The 19,722-nt window shown below is 60.1% G+C and carries 21 protein-coding genes and 1 other RNA gene; 6 read left to right on the top strand and 16 right to left on the bottom strand.

Going from position 1 to position 19,722, the window contains the following annotated elements:
- Positions 1-3: 3 nt before the first annotated feature.
- The 7 genes from murF to rsmI form a co-directional block, all read right to left on the bottom strand.
- Positions 4-1,362: a UDP-N-acetylmuramoyl-tripeptide--D-alanyl-D-alanine ligase gene (murF, locus tag KVY02_RS06800; protein WP_081137050.1), complete on the bottom strand. Its 1,359-nt coding sequence runs from the start codon at positions 1,360-1,362 to the stop codon at positions 4-6.
- Positions 1,359-2,849: a UDP-N-acetylmuramoyl-L-alanyl-D-glutamate--2,6-diaminopimelate ligase gene (locus KVY02_RS06795; RefSeq protein ID WP_081137048.1), complete on the bottom strand. Its 1,491-nt coding sequence runs from the start codon at positions 2,847-2,849 to the stop codon at positions 1,359-1,361. Before KVY02_RS06795 ends, murF begins: the two co-directional genes overlap by 4 nt.
- Before the next feature lie 16 nt (positions 2,850-2,865).
- The gene (locus tag KVY02_RS06790; RefSeq protein ID WP_026001646.1) at positions 2,866-4,572 is read right to left on the bottom strand and encodes a peptidoglycan D,D-transpeptidase FtsI family protein; all 1,707 of its coding nucleotides are present in this window, start codon (positions 4,570-4,572) and stop codon (positions 2,866-2,868) included.
- A complete protein-coding gene (ftsL, locus tag KVY02_RS06785; protein ID WP_016913512.1) occupies positions 4,569-4,904 on the bottom strand; it encodes a cell division protein FtsL in 336 nt (111 codons plus the stop codon). Before ftsL ends, KVY02_RS06790 begins: the two co-directional genes overlap by 4 nt.
- Before the next feature lie 2 nt (positions 4,905-4,906).
- Positions 4,907-5,863, bottom strand: coding sequence for a 16S rRNA (cytosine(1402)-N(4))-methyltransferase RsmH (gene rsmH / locus KVY02_RS06780; RefSeq protein WP_218314833.1), 957 nt, complete (start codon positions 5,861-5,863; stop codon positions 4,907-4,909).
- Between the two features lie 52 nt (positions 5,864-5,915).
- Positions 5,916-6,287: RNase P RNA component class A (gene rnpB / locus KVY02_RS06775), an RNA gene on the bottom strand.
- A 32-nt stretch (positions 6,288-6,319) separates the two neighbouring features.
- Positions 6,320-7,177 (bottom strand): 16S rRNA (cytidine(1402)-2'-O)-methyltransferase, encoded by an 858-nt coding sequence (gene rsmI / locus KVY02_RS06770; protein ID WP_218314832.1) that lies wholly within the window; start codon positions 7,175-7,177, stop codon positions 6,320-6,322.
- 112 nt (positions 7,178-7,289) lie between these two features.
- On the opposite strand from rsmI, the gene KVY02_RS06765 reads away from it, so the two are divergent.
- The 4 genes from KVY02_RS06765 to KVY02_RS06750 are packed head-to-tail and all read left to right on the top strand — an operon-like array spanning position 7,290 to position 10,395.
- A complete protein-coding gene (locus KVY02_RS06765; protein ID WP_016913509.1) occupies positions 7,290-8,798 on the top strand; it encodes a penicillin-binding protein activator in 1,509 nt (502 codons plus the stop codon).
- Positions 8,788-9,159, top strand: a complete 372-nt coding sequence (locus KVY02_RS06760; protein ID WP_016913508.1) for a YraN family protein — start codon at positions 8,788-8,790, stop codon at positions 9,157-9,159. Before KVY02_RS06765 ends, KVY02_RS06760 begins: the two co-directional genes overlap by 11 nt.
- A 23-nt stretch (positions 9,160-9,182) precedes the next feature.
- The gene (locus KVY02_RS06755) at positions 9,183-9,776 is read left to right on the top strand and encodes a phosphoheptose isomerase (protein WP_016913507.1); all 594 of its coding nucleotides are present in this window, start codon (positions 9,183-9,185) and stop codon (positions 9,774-9,776) included.
- A 46-nt stretch (positions 9,777-9,822) separates the two neighbouring features.
- Positions 9,823-10,395 carry a BON domain-containing protein gene (locus KVY02_RS06750; protein ID WP_016913506.1) on the top strand — a complete coding sequence of 191 codons (573 nt, stop codon included), beginning with the start codon at positions 9,823-9,825 and terminating at the stop codon, positions 10,393-10,395.
- Positions 10,396-10,485: 90 nt separating this feature from the next.
- Here the strand turns inward: KVY02_RS06750 and KVY02_RS06745 are convergent, their stop codons facing one another.
- The 8 genes from KVY02_RS06745 to zapE all read right to left on the bottom strand — a co-directional run bounded on the left by KVY02_RS06745 (position 10,486) and on the right by zapE (position 16,830).
- Positions 10,486-10,956 (bottom strand): ClpXP protease specificity-enhancing factor, encoded by a 471-nt coding sequence (locus KVY02_RS06745; protein ID WP_039177413.1) that lies wholly within the window; start codon positions 10,954-10,956, stop codon positions 10,486-10,488.
- Between the two features lie 59 nt (positions 10,957-11,015).
- Positions 11,016-11,642 (bottom strand): stringent starvation protein SspA, encoded by a 627-nt coding sequence (gene sspA / locus KVY02_RS06740; RefSeq protein ID WP_026001643.1) that lies wholly within the window; start codon positions 11,640-11,642, stop codon positions 11,016-11,018.
- 149 nt (positions 11,643-11,791) lie between these two features.
- Entirely contained in the window at positions 11,792-12,559 is a 768-nt protein-coding gene (locus tag KVY02_RS06735) for a cytochrome c1 (protein ID WP_016913503.1), read from the bottom strand.
- Positions 12,559-13,818 (bottom strand): cytochrome b, encoded by a 1,260-nt coding sequence (locus KVY02_RS06730; RefSeq protein ID WP_218314831.1) that lies wholly within the window; start codon positions 13,816-13,818, stop codon positions 12,559-12,561. Before KVY02_RS06730 ends, KVY02_RS06735 begins: the two co-directional genes overlap by 1 nt.
- Complete coding sequence (gene petA / locus KVY02_RS06725) at positions 13,818-14,408, bottom strand: ubiquinol-cytochrome c reductase iron-sulfur subunit (protein WP_218314830.1); 591 nt, start codon at positions 14,406-14,408, stop codon at positions 13,818-13,820. Before petA ends, KVY02_RS06730 begins: the two co-directional genes overlap by 1 nt.
- A gap of 208 nt (positions 14,409-14,616) precedes the next feature.
- Positions 14,617-15,006, bottom strand: coding sequence for a 30S ribosomal protein S9 (gene rpsI, locus KVY02_RS06720; RefSeq protein ID WP_016913500.1), 390 nt, complete (start codon positions 15,004-15,006; stop codon positions 14,617-14,619).
- A 13-nt stretch (positions 15,007-15,019) separates the two neighbouring features.
- Positions 15,020-15,448, bottom strand: a complete 429-nt coding sequence (gene rplM / locus KVY02_RS06715) for a 50S ribosomal protein L13 (protein ID WP_016913499.1) — start codon at positions 15,446-15,448, stop codon at positions 15,020-15,022.
- 200 nt (positions 15,449-15,648) lie between these two features.
- On the bottom strand, positions 15,649-16,830 hold the full coding sequence (gene zapE, locus KVY02_RS06710) for a cell division protein ZapE (protein WP_096923168.1): 1,182 nt from the start codon (positions 16,828-16,830) through the stop codon (positions 15,649-15,651).
- A 168-nt stretch (positions 16,831-16,998) separates the two neighbouring features.
- On the opposite strand from zapE, the gene KVY02_RS06705 reads away from it, so the two are divergent.
- Positions 16,999-17,511, top strand: a complete 513-nt coding sequence (locus KVY02_RS06705) for a ZapG family protein (RefSeq protein ID WP_256357581.1) — start codon at positions 16,999-17,001, stop codon at positions 17,509-17,511.
- Between the two features lie 55 nt (positions 17,512-17,566).
- Here the strand turns inward: KVY02_RS06705 and KVY02_RS06700 are convergent, their stop codons facing one another.
- Positions 17,567-18,328: a Nif3-like dinuclear metal center hexameric protein gene (locus KVY02_RS06700; protein WP_218314829.1), complete on the bottom strand. Its 762-nt coding sequence runs from the start codon at positions 18,326-18,328 to the stop codon at positions 17,567-17,569.
- A 139-nt stretch (positions 18,329-18,467) separates the two neighbouring features.
- Between KVY02_RS06700 and KVY02_RS06695 the strand changes: the two genes are divergently transcribed.
- The gene (locus KVY02_RS06695; RefSeq protein WP_016913495.1) at positions 18,468-19,712 is read left to right on the top strand and encodes a Do family serine endopeptidase; all 1,245 of its coding nucleotides are present in this window, start codon (positions 18,468-18,470) and stop codon (positions 19,710-19,712) included.
- Positions 19,713-19,722: the final 10 nt, after the last annotated feature.

Raw genomic sequence — 19,722 nt, 5'->3', positions numbered from 1 at the left:
CGCTTACCTTGTGTCATCCGCACGCAGCGCAGCAATGACTCTTTCCATGCCGGCACTGCGCGATCCTTTCGCCAGCAGCGTGGCGTCGGGTGGCAGAGAATTAATAACATGACGCACTAGCGTCTCGTGGTCGTCGAAGTGCAGCCCGCGACCAAAGGCATCCGAGGCAGCCCTGGCTGCCTCGCCAACCGTCAACAGCATGTCCAGCCCCAGCGACGCAGCATAAGCGCCCACGTCAGCATGTAGCCGGTCGGACTCATCCCCCAGCTCCCCCATCGCGCCCAGGGCGCACCAGCGAGGGGCAGGAAAGCTCGCCAGGGCATCCAGAGCTGCCTTGACCGCGCCAGGGTTGGCGTTGTAAGTGTCGTCCAACAGCGTCGTGCCACGAATACCGGGCACCACGTTCATGCGGCCCTGCAGTGCCGACAACCGATTCAGCCCAGCCACGACCTGCGGAGCGGGGACATTCAACGCCAGTGCGGCAGCGGCGGCAGCCAGGGCGTTACTGACATTATGCTTGCCGATCAGAGGTAGCGCTACGCGCCCCAACGGCTCACCGTCGACAACGAGCGTGAAAGCATAACGCCCCTGTGAGTCGCAGGAAAGAGCCGAAGCGTTTACGTCCGCATTGCCCTGCACCCCGTAGCTGACCACTCGGCGGGGGGCCGCACAGGCCGCCCAGAAAGGAAAGTAGCGATCATCGGCATTGATGATGGCCACGCCATCCTGATCGAGCCCGGACAAAATTTCGCTCTTGGCCTGGGCAATCTGCCCCATGCCACCAAACTCACCTACATGAGCGCCCGTCACGTTGGTGATGATGACCACCCTGGGGGCCGCCAACCCGGCCGTCCAGGCGATTTCACCCAAATGATTGGCCCCCAGTTCGATGACACCCGCCTGGTGCTGCGGCCCAAGACGCAACAGCGTCAGCGGCGCCCCAATATCGTTATTGAGGTTGCCGATGGTCGCCAACACCTCACCGAGTGGCGCCAACAGGGCAGACACCATCTCCTTGACCGTGGTTTTTCCGCTATTCCCCGTGACCGCCACCAGCGGCAGCGTAAAGCGTCGCCGCCATGCGCCCGCCAACAGCCCTAATCCCAGCCGAGTATCCGGGCAGCACAATTGCGGCAGCGGGCTATCCACGGGATGCTCCACCAGTGCCGCTACGGCGCCCTGCTCTCGGGCTTGCTCGACGAAATCGTGGCCATCGAAGCGTGGGCCTTTCAAGGCAATGAACAGGCAACCCGGCACGATCTGGCGAGTGTCCGTCACTACCTGGCTGATCGACACGTCAGTCGCATCGTCTGCCAACGGAATACCCATCGCCGCAGCCACTCCGCCAAGGGTCCACATCAGCAGCCACCTCGCGCCCGAATGGCCTGCTGCACCTGCTCATCATCCTGGTAGGCGTGTCGAACGCCCTCGATTTCCTGATATGCTTCATGGCCCTTGCCAGCCACCAGCACCACATCCTGAGGACCTGCCTGAGCCACGGCATGCAGGATGGCCTGACGCCGATCACCAATCTCTTTCACCCGCTGCGGCTCGTGAAAACCCGCCAAAATTTGCTGACGAATCTGGGCGGCAGATTCACGGCGGGGGTTGTCATCGGTCACCACCACACAGTCAGCCAGACGTTCGGCCACTTTGGCCATTTCCGAACGCTTGCCGGTATCGCGCTCACCACCACAGCCAAACAGGCACCACAGTTTTCCCTGCCCCCCCAAATGGTCGCGCAGGGCTTCCAGCGCATTTTGTAGCGCGTCAGGAGTGTGGGCATAGTCCACCACCACACAAGGCGCTTCGCCACCGCCAAAGCGCGTCATACGACCCGGCACCGGGCTTAACTTCGCCGCCGCCTCAAACAGCGCATCCAGCGACTCACCCAGCCCGTACAACACGCTAATGGCCAGCAGCACGTTATCCAGGTTAAAACGCCCCATCAACGGCAACTCAAGTGCTTTTTCGCCTTCGGGCGTGGCAACCAGAGCCTGTTGACCGGTTTCCAACGGATGCCAATCGAGAATACGCAGCGTCACCGCCTCATCGCTACCCGTGGCCAGCACGCGCACGTGGGGCTCACACCCCGCCAGCATCAGCCGAGCCAGAGGATCGTCACCGTTGACCACTGCCAGGGTCAGCTCGGAACGACGAAACAGCTTGGCCTTGGCGGCAGCATAGGCCGCCATGCTGCCGTGATAGTCCAGATGATCTCGGGTCAGATTGGTGAACACGCCGACCGTCACGTTCACTGACTCCAGACGGTGCTGGTCCAGCGCGTGGGAGGAAGCCTCCAGCGCCACGCGCTGGACACCTTGGCGCCCTAACTGCCCCAGAGTAGCCTGCAACGCCAGCGGCCCGGGCGTGGTCAGCCCGGTATCCATTAGCTGCCCCGGGCGTCCAACGCCCAGGGTACCTATCACTCCAGCCGGGATGCCCAGTAGTTCGCTCAATACCGCCACATAGTGCGTGACCGAACTCTTGCCGTTGGTTCCCGTGACCGCAATCACTTCCAGGTCGTCAGGCACTTGATAAAGTGAGCGGCCCAGCTCACCCAGCCGCCGTGCCAGATGAGGTAGTGAAAGCACCTTGCCCTGCAGCGTCAGCTCGGCCTGCCGCGTATGCGCCAGCACCAGCGAGGCACCGCCCTCCAGCGCCTGGTCGATATACTCACGGCCATCCCCTTGGCTACCGGGCACCGCCACGAAGACACTCCCTTCTGCCACCTTGCGCGAATCGGTCACCAGATCGAGCGACACGGGCAGCGGTGGCAGCTCGGGCAAGTCGGCACCCGGCCACACCGCCTTCAGGGCGGCCCGAAACTGGTCGAGGCTCACAGTCATGCCTACTCCTTGAAAGCTATTCAACGTCATGATCGGGCGGCACATCCAGCAGACGTAGCGCGTTGCCGGTGACGCTGGAAAATACGGGGGCCGCCACTGCCCCGCCATAAAACTGCCCCGCCTGGGGGTTATCGATCATCACCACCGTGACGATGCGCGGATCAGAGATAGGGGCAATGCCAGCAAAGACGCTGCGGTAGGCATCCGTGGCGTAACCCTGCTGACCGGTCTTGCGTACCGTACCGGTCTTGCCACCTACCCGGTAGCCCTCGACCCGCGCACGACGCCCACCAGAGTAGGCTCCCACGGACGTTTCCAGCACGTCCAGAAGATCATCTGCAACGCTGGGCGAAATAGCCGGAATACCAGGGGGAGGTTCGGACAACCTCAATAGCGAGGGCGGCAGGCGCTCGCCGCCGTTGGCCAATGCCGTGTAAGCACTGGCAATCTGCAGCGCAGAAGTCGATAAGCCATAGCCATAGGAGAGCGCCGCACGCTCACTGCGCGACCACCGCACCGGCGCCGGGAGACTACCCGTGGACTCGCCAGGAAAACCGGTGCCCGGTCCCTGCCCAAAGCCCAACTGATTGTACTTTTCCCAGATCGCCGTATCGCTGAGCTGAAGCGCCAGCCGCGACATGCCGATATTGGAGGACTTTTCCAGAATACCCGCCAGATCCAACTGCCCGTAATTACGGATATCACGGATGGTGAACTGGTCGATGCGCATCCAGCCCGGTGAGGTATCGACCACCACATCGCGGTCGAACACGCCGCTTTCGAGAATGGCTGCCATGGCCAGTGGCTTCATGACCGAGCCAGGCTCGAACACATCCACCAGGGCCTGATTACGCAGCCCCCGAGGGTCGAGTCCGGCGCGGTTATTGGGATTGTAGGAGGGCAGATTGGCCATGGCCAGCACCTCGCCCGTGCGTGCATCCATCATGACCAGCACGCCGCCGTCTGCCTCATGTTCGGTCACGGCAGCGCGCAGCTCACGATAGGCCATGTACTGAATGCGCTGGTCGATGGAAAGCGTCAGCTCGCCCCCTGGCTGGGCATCACGGATCACCCCCAGCTCACGCACCAAACGACCCCGCCGATCCTTGATGACGCGCCGCTGGCCGGGGTGACCTGCCAGGTAAGGTTGATAAGCAAGCTCCAGCCCCTCCTGGCCCACGTCATCGACGTTGGTGACGCCCAGCAGTTGGGCCACCACTTCCCCAGCCGGGTAATAGCGCTTGTATTCCCGCTGCGGATACACCCCGGGGGTACGCAGATCCAGCACTCGCTGGGCAGCTTCCGGGGTCATATGGCGACGCAGGTACATGAACTCTCGACTGGCAAAGCGTGCGACCCGGGCATCGAAGTCATCCAGCGACATCCCCAGCGCCTGGGCCAGCATGACCCGCTGAATGGCATCGCCAGGCAGCTCTTGCGGATTGGCCCACAGGGTCACCACAGGCGTCGAGATGGCCAATGGCTCCCCATTGCGGTCGGTGATCATGCCGCGGTGTGCCGGAATGGCTTCATGACGCAGGGTGCGCGCGTCACCTTGGCTTTGCAAAAAGGGCCGGTCGATGACCTGGAGCAGCGTGATACGACCAATCAGAATGGCAGAGGCCAGCCCTACCACCAGCAATATGAAAAAGAAACGACCGCCAGCCAAGGGCGGTGCAATGGGATATTGACGGGACTTCCCTCCCCGACCTTCGCGTCTCATGGACGAATAACCTCAACATCGTTGACGTCTGGAATACGCATTTCTAGCCGTTCCGTGGCAATTTGCTCGATGCGTGCCGGTGTCGACCAGGCACCCTCTTCCAATAACAGCTGCCCCCACTCGGTTTGCAGCTGATTCTTCTCCTGCTCCAGACGCTGCAACTCGGCAAACTGTACCCGAGTCATGTGGGTGGTCATCACCACCGACAAGGCGGTCAACAGGCATAATACAAACAGCGCGATCAACACCAGCGGCCAGAGACGCAGGCGCACTTGAAATGGCCACTCGGCCTGCAACGTGGATAGCCATCGTTCGAAGCGCTCGAGACTCATGATCACGCTCGCTTACGGGCGGCACGCATGACGGCACTGCGGGCCCGGGGATTGGCATCCACCTCTTCATCGCTGGGACGGCTCCCCTTGCCCAAGGCCTCGAGACGGCGATTCAACTGATCATCACGGATGGGAACGCCGCGCGGCAAGTGGGTATCTCCCCGGACATGGTGGCGGATGAAGCGTTTGACACGGCGGTCTTCCAGCGAATGAAAGCTAATGACCACCAGATGCCCCCCCGGCGCCAAAGCCTCCAGGGCTGCGTCCAACGCGCTATCCAGCTGCTCCAGTTCGCCGTTGAGGTAAATACGCAGCCCCTGAAACGCTTTGGTTGCCGGATGTCGGCCCTTCTCCCAGGCGGGGTGGGCTGCCTTGAGGACCTCGGCCAGATCCACGGTATGGGTAAAGGGTTGCTCAACGCGCCGCTTGACCACCGCATTGGCCAGCCGCTTGGCGTAGCGCTCTTCGCCGTAGGTCTTGAAGACACTGGCAATCTCGGACTCGCTAGCCCGGGCCAGAAAGCTCGCAGCGCTCTCACCTTGCGTGGGGTCCATGCGCATGTCCAACGGGCCATTGCGCATGAAGCTGAAACCACGCTCGGGATCGTCCAGCTGCGGCGACGACACGCCGATATCCAGCAGGATGCCTGACAGACGACCATGCACGCCCTGCTCTTGGGCGAACTCCGCCAGCCGCGCAAATTCACGCCGGGTAATCTGAAAACGCGAGTCGGTGATCTCTTCAGCGGCGGCAATGGCCTGAGGATCACGGTCCATGGCCAACAAACGGCCCTGCTCACTCAACCGCGACAGGATGAGACGCGAGTGCCCCCCGCGGCCAAACGTGCCGTCCAGATAGACACCGTCGGGATCGTGAATCAACGCATCGACGGCCCCGTCCAATAACACACTGGTGTGACGAAAACGGGAAGCGACCTGATCGGCGTCGGCAGAAGGCATGTTACTCTCACACAAGATTTGGGAAGGCGTGCCCAGCACGCCTTTCATGGAAATGGGGAGTCGGCCGATAAGCCGGGTTCTGTCGTGGACAGTCATTCCTCTAGGCGCTGCGTCACCACAGCGCTCAAGCAACCTACCCGGACCCAGCGCGGGCCACGCCATTGGGTCCCTATTTGGTCTTGCTCCGAGTGGGGTTTACCATGCCACGCACTGTTACCAGGCGCGCGGTGCGCTCTTACCGCACCCTTTCACCCTTACCGGCTCCTGAGGTTGATGTCAGAAGCTTAGGCGGTCTACTCTCTGCTGCACTTTCCGTCGGCTCTCGCCGCCCAGGCGTTACCTGGCACTCTGCCCTATGGAGCCCGGACTTTCCTCCCCCAACGGCTCTTGCGAGCATATTAGCGGCGACTGTCTGGCCAACTCCGGCGGCAAGCATACCAGCGCCCCGCCCTGGCCTCAATGCTCGCCTTTGATTGCCTGCAATCTGGCATACCAGTGCTGCTTGCGCCCCCCCATCAATCGCGCCGCCACCGCCGCTCCCTGCTTGACCCCTATACCCTCGGCCAATAGCGCCGCCAGCAGAGCATCCGCCTCTACAGCCTGCTCGTCACCCTGCTCGACGGGCGCCGCTCCGGCAATGACGATCACGAACTCACCACGCGTCTGATTGGCATCCTGCTCCATCTGTTCCAGCAGCTGCACAGGCGTTCCCTGCAAAAACGTCTCGAAGGTCTTGGTCAGCTCCCTGGCCAGCACCACGCTGCGCTCGGGCATCTGCTCTGCCAGCGCCTCCAGCGTCGCCAGGATACGATGGGGCGACTCATAAAACACCAGCGTCTCCTCCCGGGCCGCCCATCGCTCCAGCGCCTGGCGCCTGCCACTGGACTTGGCAGGCAAAAAACCGCCAAAGGTGAAGCGGTCAGTGGGCAGGCCCGCCGCCGACAGCGCCGTGATCAAGGCACAAGGACCGGGCAAGGGCACCACATGGCGGCCACGCGCACGCAGCTCACGCACCAGCACGAACCCCGGATCACAGATCAACGGCGTACCGGCATCACTGATCAGGGCGATGTCCTCCCCCGCCATGAGATAACGATCCAGGCTATCCACGCGCTGCGCCTCGTTATGCTCATGCAGTGATATCATGGGCGTATTGACCCCCAGATGGGCCAACAAACGCCCGCTATGCCGCGTATCCTCGGCGGCGATGCGTGCCACGCTGGCAAGTATCCGAGCGGCGCGAGGCGACAGATCGTCCAAATTCCCAATTGGCGTAGCAACCACGTACAATGTGCCCGGAGGTTGGTGTGTCATCGTGACTCCCGATTTATTAATAGCTTGCCCTGACGGTGCGCTATGCTTACTCAACGTGAGATCAACCTGCTCATAGGCCGCGACAGCGCAAATGGAAACTAAGGAAGGATACATGAAACAGTCACTTCGTGGCCTGTTGGCCACTGCCTTCATGGCACTTCTCATCACCGGGTGTGCCATGCAGCCGCCCAGCGTCGTTGATCGAGCCCCCGACCAGGACGCAGGGCGACTGCTCAGCCAGGCTGAACAGCAGGCTCCCGAACAGGCTGCCCAAACGCGCCTGGAAGCGGCCAACATCCTGGCCCGCCAGGGCCAGCGAGAAAGTGCCTTCGAAGCCGCCAGCAGCATCGACGAAGCCCAGCTGGGCGATACTGACCGTTTACGCTGGGCCATGCTGTTTTCGGAACTGGCCCGCGGCATGAACGACCCGCAAGCGGTCCTGCGCGCCACGCAAGTGCTGGATGATGAGCTGCCCATGCAAGCCAACCAGCAGCAAACGCTGGCAGAGCGCCGTCAATGGGCCCAGGAAGCGCTGGATCAGCGTCCTGACGAGGTACAGGTCGCACTGCCGGAGCTGGAAGGCACCGATGTGCGACGCATTGCCGTGGCCCTGCCGGAATCCGGCCCTCTGAGCAGCGTGGCCAGCACGCTGACCACGGCCATGCGTCGCCACAATGAAATTAGTAATGATGGCGTACAGCTGACCTTCATCGACGCCTCTCAGTACTCTCTGGATGAAATCTACAGCCGTGCCGAGCAGATGAACGCACAGCTGCTGATCGGCCCACTCGACAAGGAGCAGGTGACCCAGTTGGAGGAGCGCGACAGCGTTCCACTTCCTACGCTGGCGCTCAACTACGGGCACAACTCTAGTAACCAGGCCCAGCGCCTGCTGCAGTATGGGCTGTCAGCGGAAGACGAAGCGCGCCAGGCAGCTCGCCGTGCTTATCAGGACGGGCACCGCCAGGTAGCCGTCATGGTGCCGGATAATGACTGGGGCCGCCGAGTAGGCGAAGCCTTCTGGAACGAGTACCAGCGTCTGGGCGGAGAAGTCACCAATGCCGTGCGCTACAACCCGAGCAGCCCGGTGTCCAATGCGGTACAAACAGCGCTGAATGTCAGCGGCGAACGGGCTCGTCTGGGTAACATCGACGCCCTGTTCCTGCTCGCCCTACCTGACTATGCACGCCAGGTACCGCCCACCATGGATTACTATTACGCCCCTGACCTGCCGATCTACGCCACCTCGCACCTGCATGAAGGCCGCCGACAGACTCGTCTGGACCAGGACCTCAACGACGTCATGTTCATGGACATCCCCTGGCAGATTCCTGATGCGGCTGTCGGCGGAGAAGAAGTCCTGCCTTTCTACGCTACCTACCAGCAGCTGCGCGACGAGTCCGACGCCTCCATGTTCCGCCTCATGGCCATGGGCGTCGATGCCTACGAGCTGGCCAAACGCATGTCGGACCTCTCGGACATCAATGGCCTTAACGGCAGCACCGGTCGCATGTCATTGGCCAGCGACGGCCGCATTCACCGTGAACTCCCTTGGGCAAAATTCCAGAACGGCACTCCCGCCCCCATCCTGATCCCAGGCCTCTTGGGCAATGAGCCGTAGCCCGCAAAGCGCACGCTACCGAGGAGCAGCCATTGAGCGAATCGCCGCTCAATGGCTGCAGGAGCAAGGCCTTCGACTGGTGAGCAGCAACCACCATGTGAAGGGCGGCGAACTGGACCTGGTGATGTATGATCGGGATACTTTGGTGTTTATCGAGGTCAAACATCGCGCCACCACGGAGCACGGGCACCCGCTGGAGACCGTGACGGCACAGAAACGTCGCCGACTGGTACGCGCCGCCATGCTCTATCTTGCAAGGCACGACCTCGACTGCCCCTGCCGCTTTGATATTCTAGCGATCACAGGCATGCCGCCCGCGCTGACGTTCGAATGGGAACAAGCGGCATTTGACGCTTATTAATACTCTATAACCGGGAAGCCCTGATGGACTTTCAATCTCGCATTCTCAACCACTTCAATGCCAGCATTGACACCAAAACCTATGCCAGCGAGGTGCTACCACCGTTTATCGAAGTGGCCAGCCAAATGATGGTTCAGTGCCTGGTCAATGAAGGCAAGATCCTGGCCTGCGGCAATGGCGGCAGCGCAGGCGACAGCCAGCACTTCTCTTCAGAACTGCTCAACCGCTTCGAACGCGAGCGCCCCAGCCTGCCTGCGCTGGCGTTGACTACCGATACGTCGACGCTTACCTCCATCGCCAACGACTACAGCTACAACGAAGTATTTTCCAAACAGATTCGTGCGCTGGGGCAACCGGGCGATGTCCTGCTGGCCATCTCGACCAGCGGCAACTCAGCCAATATCGTGCAAGCCATCCAGGCCGCCCATGATCGCGACATGACGGTGGTGGCTCTGACAGGCCGTGACGGTGGCAACATGGCGTCGCTGCTCGGCCAGGACGACTGTGAAATTCGCGTCCCCGCCACCTCGACGGCTCGCATCCAGGAAGTCCACTTGCTGGTGATTCACTGCCTGTGTGATTTAATTGACGAACAGCTGTTTGGCGGCGCTGCCTGACAGCGCATTCAGGTCAACGGAATATATCGATAAAGGAGTCATCTCAATGGCCCTACGTTTTGCTTCTCGCTCCCTTCTGGTCGCTACGCTGTGCGGCGCGGTGCTGCTCAGCGGCTGTGCCAACAACAGCGGCTCCAACCCCTCCAACTACGGCCAGCGCAGCAGCGATGTCCAAGCCGTGGATGCCACCATCGAACGCGAAGCGGAGCGCTCCCTGTCACGCGCCGATGCTCGGCTGGGTGATGCGCGGATTCGCGCCCATAGCTACAACGGCACCCTGCTTCTGGTTGGGCAGGTACCCAGCGACGAGCTGAAAAGCATGGCAGGCAACGTGGCCTCCAACCTGCGCGGCGTCAATCAGCTGCACAACGAACTGACCATTGCCGCCAACCTGCCCGCCAGCCAGCGTCTGGCCGACACCTGGTTGACCACCAATGTCATCAGCCACCTTGCCACCAATGATCAGATCGACTCTTCCAAGCTGAAAGTCACCACCGAGAATGCCACCGTGTACCTGATGGGCATGGTCACTCGTGAGGAAGCCGACCGAATCGTCAATGCTGCGTCCGGCGTGGCCGGCATTCAGCGCATCGTCAAGGTCTTCGATTACCTGAACTGAGCTTCGTCCTGGCAACAAAAAGCCTCGCCAGCGTGACTGGCGAGGCTTTTTTAATATAACCATTTAGCCATAATCAGGCTAAAAGCCCGGCTACTTGACCACTCTGAGAGCCGGTTTCTTCTTGGGCTTTTCAGACGCAGTCGATGCATCCGACGCCTCTTTGGAAGGTGCTTCCGTCAAGGTCAGCTCGGGTCGTGCAGCTTCATCAGCTGAGGACTCCTCACCCCCCTCTAGCTCGTCGGCATCCAGTTCCGGCTCATGGCCAAAGACCATGCCTGCCCCGTTTTCACGAGCGTAGATAGCGATCAACGCAGGGATGGGGATCATCACCTGCATGGGCTGACCCCCAAAGCGAGCGCTGAAACCAATTGCCTGGTTCTCCATGAACAGATCGCGTACCGCCGTTGGCGCGGCATTGAGTACGATCTGACCGTTCTGAACGAACTGGCGCGGCACTTCTACGCCCGGCTGCGTAGCATCCACCACCAGGTAAGGCGTTAGGTCGTTATCCAGAAGCCATTCGTACAAGGCTCGGGCGAGATAGGGACGGCTCGACTTCATAAGTCTCCCTCCTCCTGACAAGTGAGGCCCCTGCCCATCAGGCTAGGGGCCATATGAATTCAGGCGCGCATCTCTTTTTCACGCTCGTTCAAGGAGGCCTTGAACGCTTCACGCTCGAATACGCGCGACATGTAGTTCAGCAGCGGCTTCACCTGCTTCTCCGGCAGCTCGATATTGAGCTCGGGCAGACGCCAAAGGATGGGCGCCAGACAGCAATCCACCAGCGTAAACTCTTCGCTCATGAAATACGGCATATCTTCGAAGATGGGCGAAATGCCGATCAGGCTTTCGCGCAGCTCTTTACGCGCCTTGTCTGCCTCTTTCTTGCCACCCGTGCGGATCAGCTCGAGCATCGGGCACCATTCGCGTTCGATACGGTGCATCCACAGCCGACTTTGAGCACGTGCCACTGGGTAGACGGGCAACAGCGGCGGATGAGGAAAGCGCTCATCCAGATACTCCATCATGACCTTGGACTCATAGAGCACCAGATCACGATCCAGCAGCGTGGGAACACTGTTGTACGGGTTGAGGTCCGCTAACTCTTCAGGTGGCTGTTCCTCAGCAACATCGACGATATCGACCGCCACTCCCTTTTCAGCCAGAACAATGCGTACACGATGACTGAAATGATCATCATTACCTGAGTAAAAGATCATTGACGACCGCTTGGCCACAACACCCATGAAAGCATCCTCGCATCAAAACAATAGACGATAGTAACACGCCCGCCGCCTTTTATGGTAAAGCGACGCAAAGCCCCTGGGGGCACATAAACAAACAAAGGGCGCACGGCTTTCGCCGTGCGCCCCGCCCACCAAGCATAGGCTAATGCTTAGTGAACATCCCGCCAGTACTCACGCTTGAGCAGGTAGGCGATCACACCAAAGATAAAGATGAAGATCAGCACCTTGGGCGCCAGTGCCTGAGCCTGCAGCTTGGAAGGCTCACCGACGTAGGCCAGGAAGTTGGTCAGGTCATAGACGGCTTCCTCGAACTCGGCAGGCTCCATGGAACCTGGCTGAGTGACTTGCAGCACTTCACAAGACTGGTACTTGCCAGACAGCGGGTCGGGCGACTGCCCTGCTACCGGCTGGTCGGTTTCCGAGCAGACCATCTCCTGAACACCCTGCAGCGGCTCCAGCACGTTGGGCATGGCCACCAGATCAAATACCGCGTTATTGACGCCCAGTGGACGGCTCGGGTCACGGTAGAAGCTCAGCAGGTAGGAGTAGATCCAGTCGGGACCGCGCAGACGACCATGCAGCGTCAGATCGGGCGGCGCAGCGCCGAACCAGCTTTCACCATCTTCCGGCAGCATGGCGATGTGCATCAGGTCGTTGTAACCCAGCGATGAAGAGAAAATCAGGTTCTCTTCGACCAGGTCCTGCGGCATGCCCAGATCATTTGCTGCACGGGAGAAGCGCTGATGCTCCAGCGAGTGACATCCCATGCAGTAGTTGACGTAGAGCTGCATACCACGCTGCAGAGACTCCTGGTCACGCAGATCCGGCGTCATGGAGTAAGGCACGTCGGGCCCTGGCGCTGCGACCGCCATCAAAGGCAGCAGCGCGAACATCAGTGCGAACAGTTGCTTTTTCATTAGCCAGTCACCCTTTCAGGAACGGGTTTAGTCTTCTCGATACTGGTGTACACCGGCATCAGAATGAAGAAGGCGAAGTAGAGCACCGTACAGATCTGGGCCACCAGCGTACGCAGCGGAGTCGCCGGAATGGCACCCAGAACACCCAGGATCACAAAGCTGATCGCAAAGATGATGAGCGCAATACGTGACAACCAGCCTTTGTAACGCATGGACTTGACCGGGCTACGATCCAACCAGGGCAGTACGAACAGAATGGCGATGGCGCCACCCATGGCCAGCACGCCCAGGAACTCGGCACGCAATCCCAGGAAGTCGAAGGTAATGGCCCGCAAGATGGCATAGAACGGCGTGAAGTACCACACCGGCGCAATGTGATCAGGCGTTACCATCGGGTTGGCTGGCTCGAAGTTGGGACGCTCGATGAAGTAACCACCCCCTTCCGGGAAGTAGAACAGCACCACCGCAAAGACGAACAGGAAGACCGCCACACCCACCAGATCCTTCACGGTGTAGTACGGATGGAAAGGAATGCCATCCAGCGGTTTGCCGGTTTCGTCTTTCTTATCCTTGATCTCGATGCCATCAGGGTTGTTGGAGCCAACTTCATGCAGGGCAATGATATGCAGCACGACCAGCGCCAGAATCACGATAGGCAGCGCCACCACATGCAGGGCAAAGAAGCGGTTCAACGTGATACCGGAAATCAGGAAGTCACCGCGGATCCACTGCGCCAGATCCGGGCCAATGCCGGGAATGGTCGCGAACAGCGAGATGATGACCTGAGCACCCCAGTAGGACATCTGACCCCAGGGCAATAGATAACCCATGAAGGCCTCTGCCATCAGCAGCAGATAGATGGCCATGCCGAAGATCCAGACCAGCTCGCGCGGGGCCTTGTATGATCCGTACATCAATGCACGGAACATATGCATGTAAATGACGACAAAGAAGGCAGAGGCGCCGGTCGAGTGCATATAGCGGATGATCCAGCCGTACTCGACGTCACGCATGATGTATTCCACAGAGCGGAAAGCGCCTTCCGACGTGGGGTTGTAGCTCATGGTCAGCCAGACACCGGTCAGAATCTGGTTGACCAGCACCAGCAACGCCAATACACCAAAAATGTAGAGGAAGTTGAAGTTCTTCGGTGCGTAGTACTTGGTGAGGTGGTCTTGCATCATTTGCGTTGCGGGGAAGCGGTCGTCCACCCAGCGCATGATGCCGCGTTCAGCCTTGACTCGATTAGGATTACCCATTACGCGGCCTCCTCGTCTTCACCAACGATGATGTCCTCACCCTCGAAACGATAGGGCGGCACTTCAAGGTTGGAGGGTGCAGGTACGTTATTGAAGACGCGTCCGGCGAGATCGAAGTACGAGCCATGGCAAGGACAGAAGAAACCGCCCGGCCAGTTGTCTGTGACTGCGGCCTCAGGCTCGGGACGGTACAACGGAGAGCAACCCAGGTGGGTGCACACGCCAACCATGACACCGACCTCGGGGCGCACAGAGCGCAACGGGCCAGTGATGTAGGCAGGCTGCTGCTGCTCCGTGGATTCCGGATCCCGCAAGCGAGACGGATCCAGGCTCTCTGTACGCTCAATCATCTCAGGCGTACGGTTGATGATCCATACCGGCCGCCCACGCCACTCGATGGTGACACGCTGCCCCGGTTCGAGCTTGGAAAAGTTAGCTCGAACCGGCGCACCGGCCGCCAACGCACTGGCACTAGGCTGCCAGGATGCCACAAAGGGGACCGCAACCCCGACAGCGCCCACCGCCCCCACAACGGAGGTGGCGCCCACGAGGAAACGGCGCCGGCCTTTGTTTACGCCGTTATCTGCCATTTCTGGTTTCTCCCATCAGCTTACCCGTTTCGCCGCAAAGGCGTCTTGCGGCGACGAATATCAAATACGCCCTATGTTAAAAAAACAAAGCGCTCTGCACAAGAACAACCGCCCCGGACCATGGTGGTACAGGTACTATAATTTTTTGATATTCCAATAAAAAACGCCCAGGTCTTGGACCTGGGCGTTTTTGCCGCATAGCGTAAAATTAACGCTTGGAGAACTGCGGACGACGACGCGCCTTGCGCAGGCCGACTTTCTTACGCTCTACCTGACGTGCGTCACGAGTGACGTAGCCAGCAGCGCGCAGAGTCGGGCGCAGGTCTTCGTTATAGTTCATCAGGGCACGCGTGATGCCGTGACGGATGGCGCCAGCCTGTGAAGAGCCACCACCACCTTCGACGGTCACATACACGTCGAACTGGTTCAGGGTCTCGGTCAGCTCGAGGGGCTGACGAACAACCATGCGGCCGGTAACGCGACCGAAGTACTCGTCGAGTTCACGGTTGTTGACAGTGATTTTGCCGGAGCCCGGCTTCAGGAACACACGAGCGGTGGAAGTCTTGCGGCGCCCGGTACCGTAATACTGCTGTGTCATGGCGAAGATTTCCTCAGATGTTCAGTTCAAGCGGCTGCTGGGCAGCATGCGGATGCTCGGCACCGGCGTACACTTTCAACTTGGAATACATGGCGCGACCCAGCGGGCCTTTCGGCAGCATGCCCTTGACAGCAGACTCGATGATGCGCTCGGGAGCGTGGTCCAGCATCTTGTCGAAGGTCATGGAGCGCAGACCACCCGGGTAACCAGTATGGCGGTAGTAGGTCTTGGCCTTCGCCTTGTTACCGGTCACCTGGACTTTCTCGGCATTGATGACAACGATGTAGTCGCCGGTATCAACGTGAGGGGTAAATTCGGGCTTATGCTTGCCACGCAGGCGGCGAGCAATCTCGGTTGCCAGACGACCGAGCGTTTTGTCCGTAGCGTCGACAACATACCAGTCGCGCTGGACGGACTGCGGCTTAGCACTGAACGTCTTCATGGATGAAATCACCAGATTAAGTGTGTTGGGTAACTTGCGCCACTTGATAGCGAAGCACCATCCCTATTCTTTTTGGTTGCAGCCAGAAAAAGACTGCAACGTACAGCGAGGCGGCATTCTACAGCAAGTGAGTGGACAAGTTAAGTGCCATCTTCACTTTTCTCGAACGCCCTGGCATCGCACTCAGGCAACAGAGGCGCTCAGGGTTTGTGCGGCAGCGCCAGATACTCCCGGGACTGCATCTCCTGCAGGCGAGACAGCGTCCGCTGAAATTCGAAGGTCAGCTTGCCGTCACTGTAAAGCGACTCGACGGGCACTTCTGCCGACATCAAGAGCTTGACGCCCCGATCATAAAACTCGTCCACCATATTGATGAAGCGGCGCGCCTGGTCGTCGCGCTTGGCATCCATGCGCGGCACATTGGCCACCAGCACGGTATGAAACTCTCGGGCAAGCTCGATATAGTCGTTCTGGCTACGCGGCCCGTCACACAGTTCGGCAAATTCGAACCAGACGACATCCTCATGAAGTCGACGCGTTTTCAGCACACGGCGGTTGATTTCCAGCGGCGCGCCCTCTTCTCCCGCCTGACCGGCAATCTCCTTGAAGCTGCGTGCCAGCTCCTTGTCGGCAGCCTCATCCAGCGGCGCATGGAAAATTTCCGCACGCTCCAGCGCCCGCAACCGATAATCGATCCCCGAGTCCACATTCACGACGTCACAGTGGCGATTGACCAGCTCGATGGCAGGCAGGAACCGAGCGCGCTGCAGGCCATCCTTGTAGAGCTCATCAGGGATGATATTGGAGGTCGCCACCAGCACGACACCACGCTCGAACAGCGCCTCCATGAGATTGGCCAGAATCATGGCATCCGTGATGTCCTTGACGAAAAACTCGTCGAAACAGATCACCCGAGCCTCGGTTGCAAACTTGCCGGCAATCAGCGTCAGCGGGTTTTTCTCACCCTTGTAGTGCGTCAACTCGTTATGCACCCGCTGCATGAACCGATGAAAGTGCGTGCGCATTTTTTCAGGAAAGGGCAAGGCGTCATAAAACGTATCCACCAGGTAGGTCTTGCCGCGCCCGACCCCACCCCAGAAGTAGAGCCCCTTCACCCGGGGCACCGGGGGCTTGCCCGGCTCACTGCGCTTGCCCAGCAGACCTGCCATCTTCGCCTTCAACCCTTTGCTTGCGACCACAGCCTTGGGTACGGTCGTGGAAGCCGACAACAGATCATCGTAAAGGCGCTGGAGATGCTTGACCGCCTGCTCCTGAGCCGGGTCGTATTGAAAGTCACTGCGCGTCAAATCCTGTTGGTAACGCTCCAGTGGCGTCAGGCGACGGGGGTGTTCAGACGCCTGGCGTGCAGATACTGATGACATGAAGATGCTCCCGCAGCGCGTAGTCAAGCGCTTGCTTCGGCGCACAATGGCACGCACGCCGAGCACTGGCCTGACCGATAAAAAGAGCCTAATTATACGCGGGTTGAACGCTAAGCGCATGAGCGGATTGACCCGACCAGCCGTGACGCGCCTATAATGGGTCCGTCCATGCAGCTGTGCGATCGGCGACGCCATGCCATCGATGACATGGCGCGCATCATTATTAGGGAGAATACCGTGGAAGCAAGCTCGCCAATCACTTTTGCCGTTGTAGGTCTCATCGCTGGCTTTCTCATTGGCCTTGCCTGCTATCGCCTGTTCAGCAAGAGCGAGAGAGACACGGCTGCGCTGAAGCAAACGCTGCTGGAGCGCGAGCACAAGATTGCGGAACTGAAACAAGCCATGGGCAGCAGCCTGACCGGCATTCAGCAACGCCTTGACAGCATCCGCCAAGAGACAAATCAGATCGAAGCGCAGATTGCCGACGAGGCGGCTCAATGGCAGCTCACCAGCGTCAAGACCTCCCATCACAAAGCAGCGGCCACGGCAGAAAACGATGCCGACCTTGCCATGCCCCGCGATTACGCGGCTGGCAAGAACGGCACGCTCTCCGAAGGGTTCGGATTGAAAGAGCATCAGAAATCGGACAGCGATACGCTTGCGCAACCCCCACGCTACTGATCTACGCTCGCCAGGGCGCCCCTGAGCGCCCTGGCAGCGCGCACTTTTCTCCGAGTCAGGCCGGGTTGTCGATATCCACGAAACGATGCTCGACATCGAACTGGCTGGCCAGCCAATCACCCAGCGCCTGCACCCCATAACGCTCGGTGGCATGGTGCCCAGCCGCGATGTAGTGAATACCCAGCTCGCGCGCCAGGTGCGTGGTACGCTCGGAAATCTCTCCTGACACGAATACTTGAGCACCTGCTTCGTGGGCAGCCGTGATCATGTCCTGCGCCCCACCGGTACACCAGGCAATTCGCTCCACTGGCCCCGCCAGCGGCGCCTCGACGACCAGCGCCTGACGCTGAAGGGTCTGGCTCAACTGCTCCGCCAACGCGGCCAGAGGTTGAGGTGTCACCAATCGCCCCGACCACAGCAATCCTTCGCCCAGCTCGCCGTCCAGACATCCCTCTACCTTCCATCCCAGGCGCCGCGCCAATTCGGCGTTATTGCCCAACTCCGCATGGGCATCCAGAGGCAAGTGATACGCCAGCAAACTCATATCGTGGGCCATCAGCGTCTTGATGCGCTTCTGCTTCATCCCGGTAATCGCCACTGGCTCGTTCTTCCAGAAATAGCCGTGATGAACCAGCACCATATCCGCCTGCCAGGCCACCGCCTCGTCGAGCAACGCCTGGCAGGCCGTCACGCCGGTCATGACCCGCCGAACCGTCTCTCGCCCCTCGACTTGCAGGCCATTGATGGTGTAATCCTTGAATTGACCAGCGCGGAGCTGGTGGTCACATGCAGCGACGAGTTGATCGCGATGGTTCACGTGGTCTCCTTAATTGTTGCCACTGCCCCGTGGGGAAGCGAGGCGTTAAGTGTTACCATAACCTCCATTGTAAACTCGCTGCACGTTATCGCGAACCTCGCGACCTGCTGAAGACCGCCATCCGCTGAGGAATGCTTGCATGCACCGCCTTGTGCTGCCCTATCTCTGGCCCATTACCACGGGCCTTCTGCTGGCCGCAGTCATTCTGCTGGCCTTCCCTCAACAGATTCCCAACCCGTTTCGTCAATCTCCCCCTGCCAGCGTAGAGCCCCAGCCAGCGCTGGTCGCGACCAATAGCGAGTCGACGGCCAACCGGCCCGCCCCCGAAATACGCCAGGCCGCGCCACTTACGCGTAGCCAGGGGCCTGCCAGCTACGCCAACGCCGTCAACCAGGCCGCGCCAGCGGTGGTCAACATTTATTCGTCGCGCATCGTGTCGCGGGACCAGCACCCGCTGATGTCTGACCCGTTCTTCCAGCAATTTTTCGGCGGTGACGACGCCACGACCCACCAACGCATGCTGTCCAGCCTGGGTTCCGGGGTCATCGTCAGTGACGACGGCTATGTGCTTACCAATCATCACGTGATCAGCGGCGCCGACCAGATACAAGTGGCGCTGCGCGACGGCCGCGAAACACTGGCTCAAGTGATTGGCACCGACCCGGAAAGCGATCTGGCAGTGTTGCGCATTCAACTGGACAACCTACCTGTGATCGAACTGGCTGACTCGAAGGAAGTGGCCGTGGGCGATGTGGCGCTGGCAATAGGCAACCCCTTTGGGGTTGGCCAGACAGTGACCATGGGCATTATTAGCGCCACGGGGCGCAGCCACCTGGGGTTGAATGCCTATGAAGATTTCATCCAAACCGACGCGGCCATCAACCCGGGCAACTCAGGCGGAGCACTGGTCAACCCTGACGGTGCACTGGTAGGCATCAATACGGCGATCTTTTCACGCTCGGGAGGCTCACAGGGAATAGGCTTCGCCATTCCGGCCAACCTTGCCCACAGCATCCTCGACGAACTGGTCACCCGCGGCCGGGTGATTCGTGGCTGGCTGGGCATCGAGGCTCAGGCGCTATCGCGGGAACTGGCCGCCTCGTTTGGGTTACGTACTCCCCAAGGCGTCATCGTGGCCGGCGTGGTCAGCGGTGGGCCAGCAGCGGAGGCAGGGCTTCAGCCTGGCGATGTGCTGCTCTCCATCGATGACCAGGTGATCATGGATGCACGCGCCACCATGAGCGAGATTGCCTCCATCCCACCGGGCACCAGGCTACCGCTGACCATCGTGCGCAGCGGTGAGCGCATGGAGGTCACCCTGGAAGTGGGCGAGCGCCCCGTGCCCACCAATGCGACGTCCGAAGATCGGCAGAGCGGCTCCTGAAGCCGCTCCC

Origin of the sequence: Halomonas sp. 18071143, from assembly GCF_019211725.1 — a bacterium.
Taxonomy (GTDB): domain Bacteria; phylum Pseudomonadota; class Gammaproteobacteria; order Pseudomonadales; family Halomonadaceae; genus Vreelandella; species Vreelandella stevensii.
This window is presented reverse-complemented; position numbering and strand designations above follow the sequence as displayed.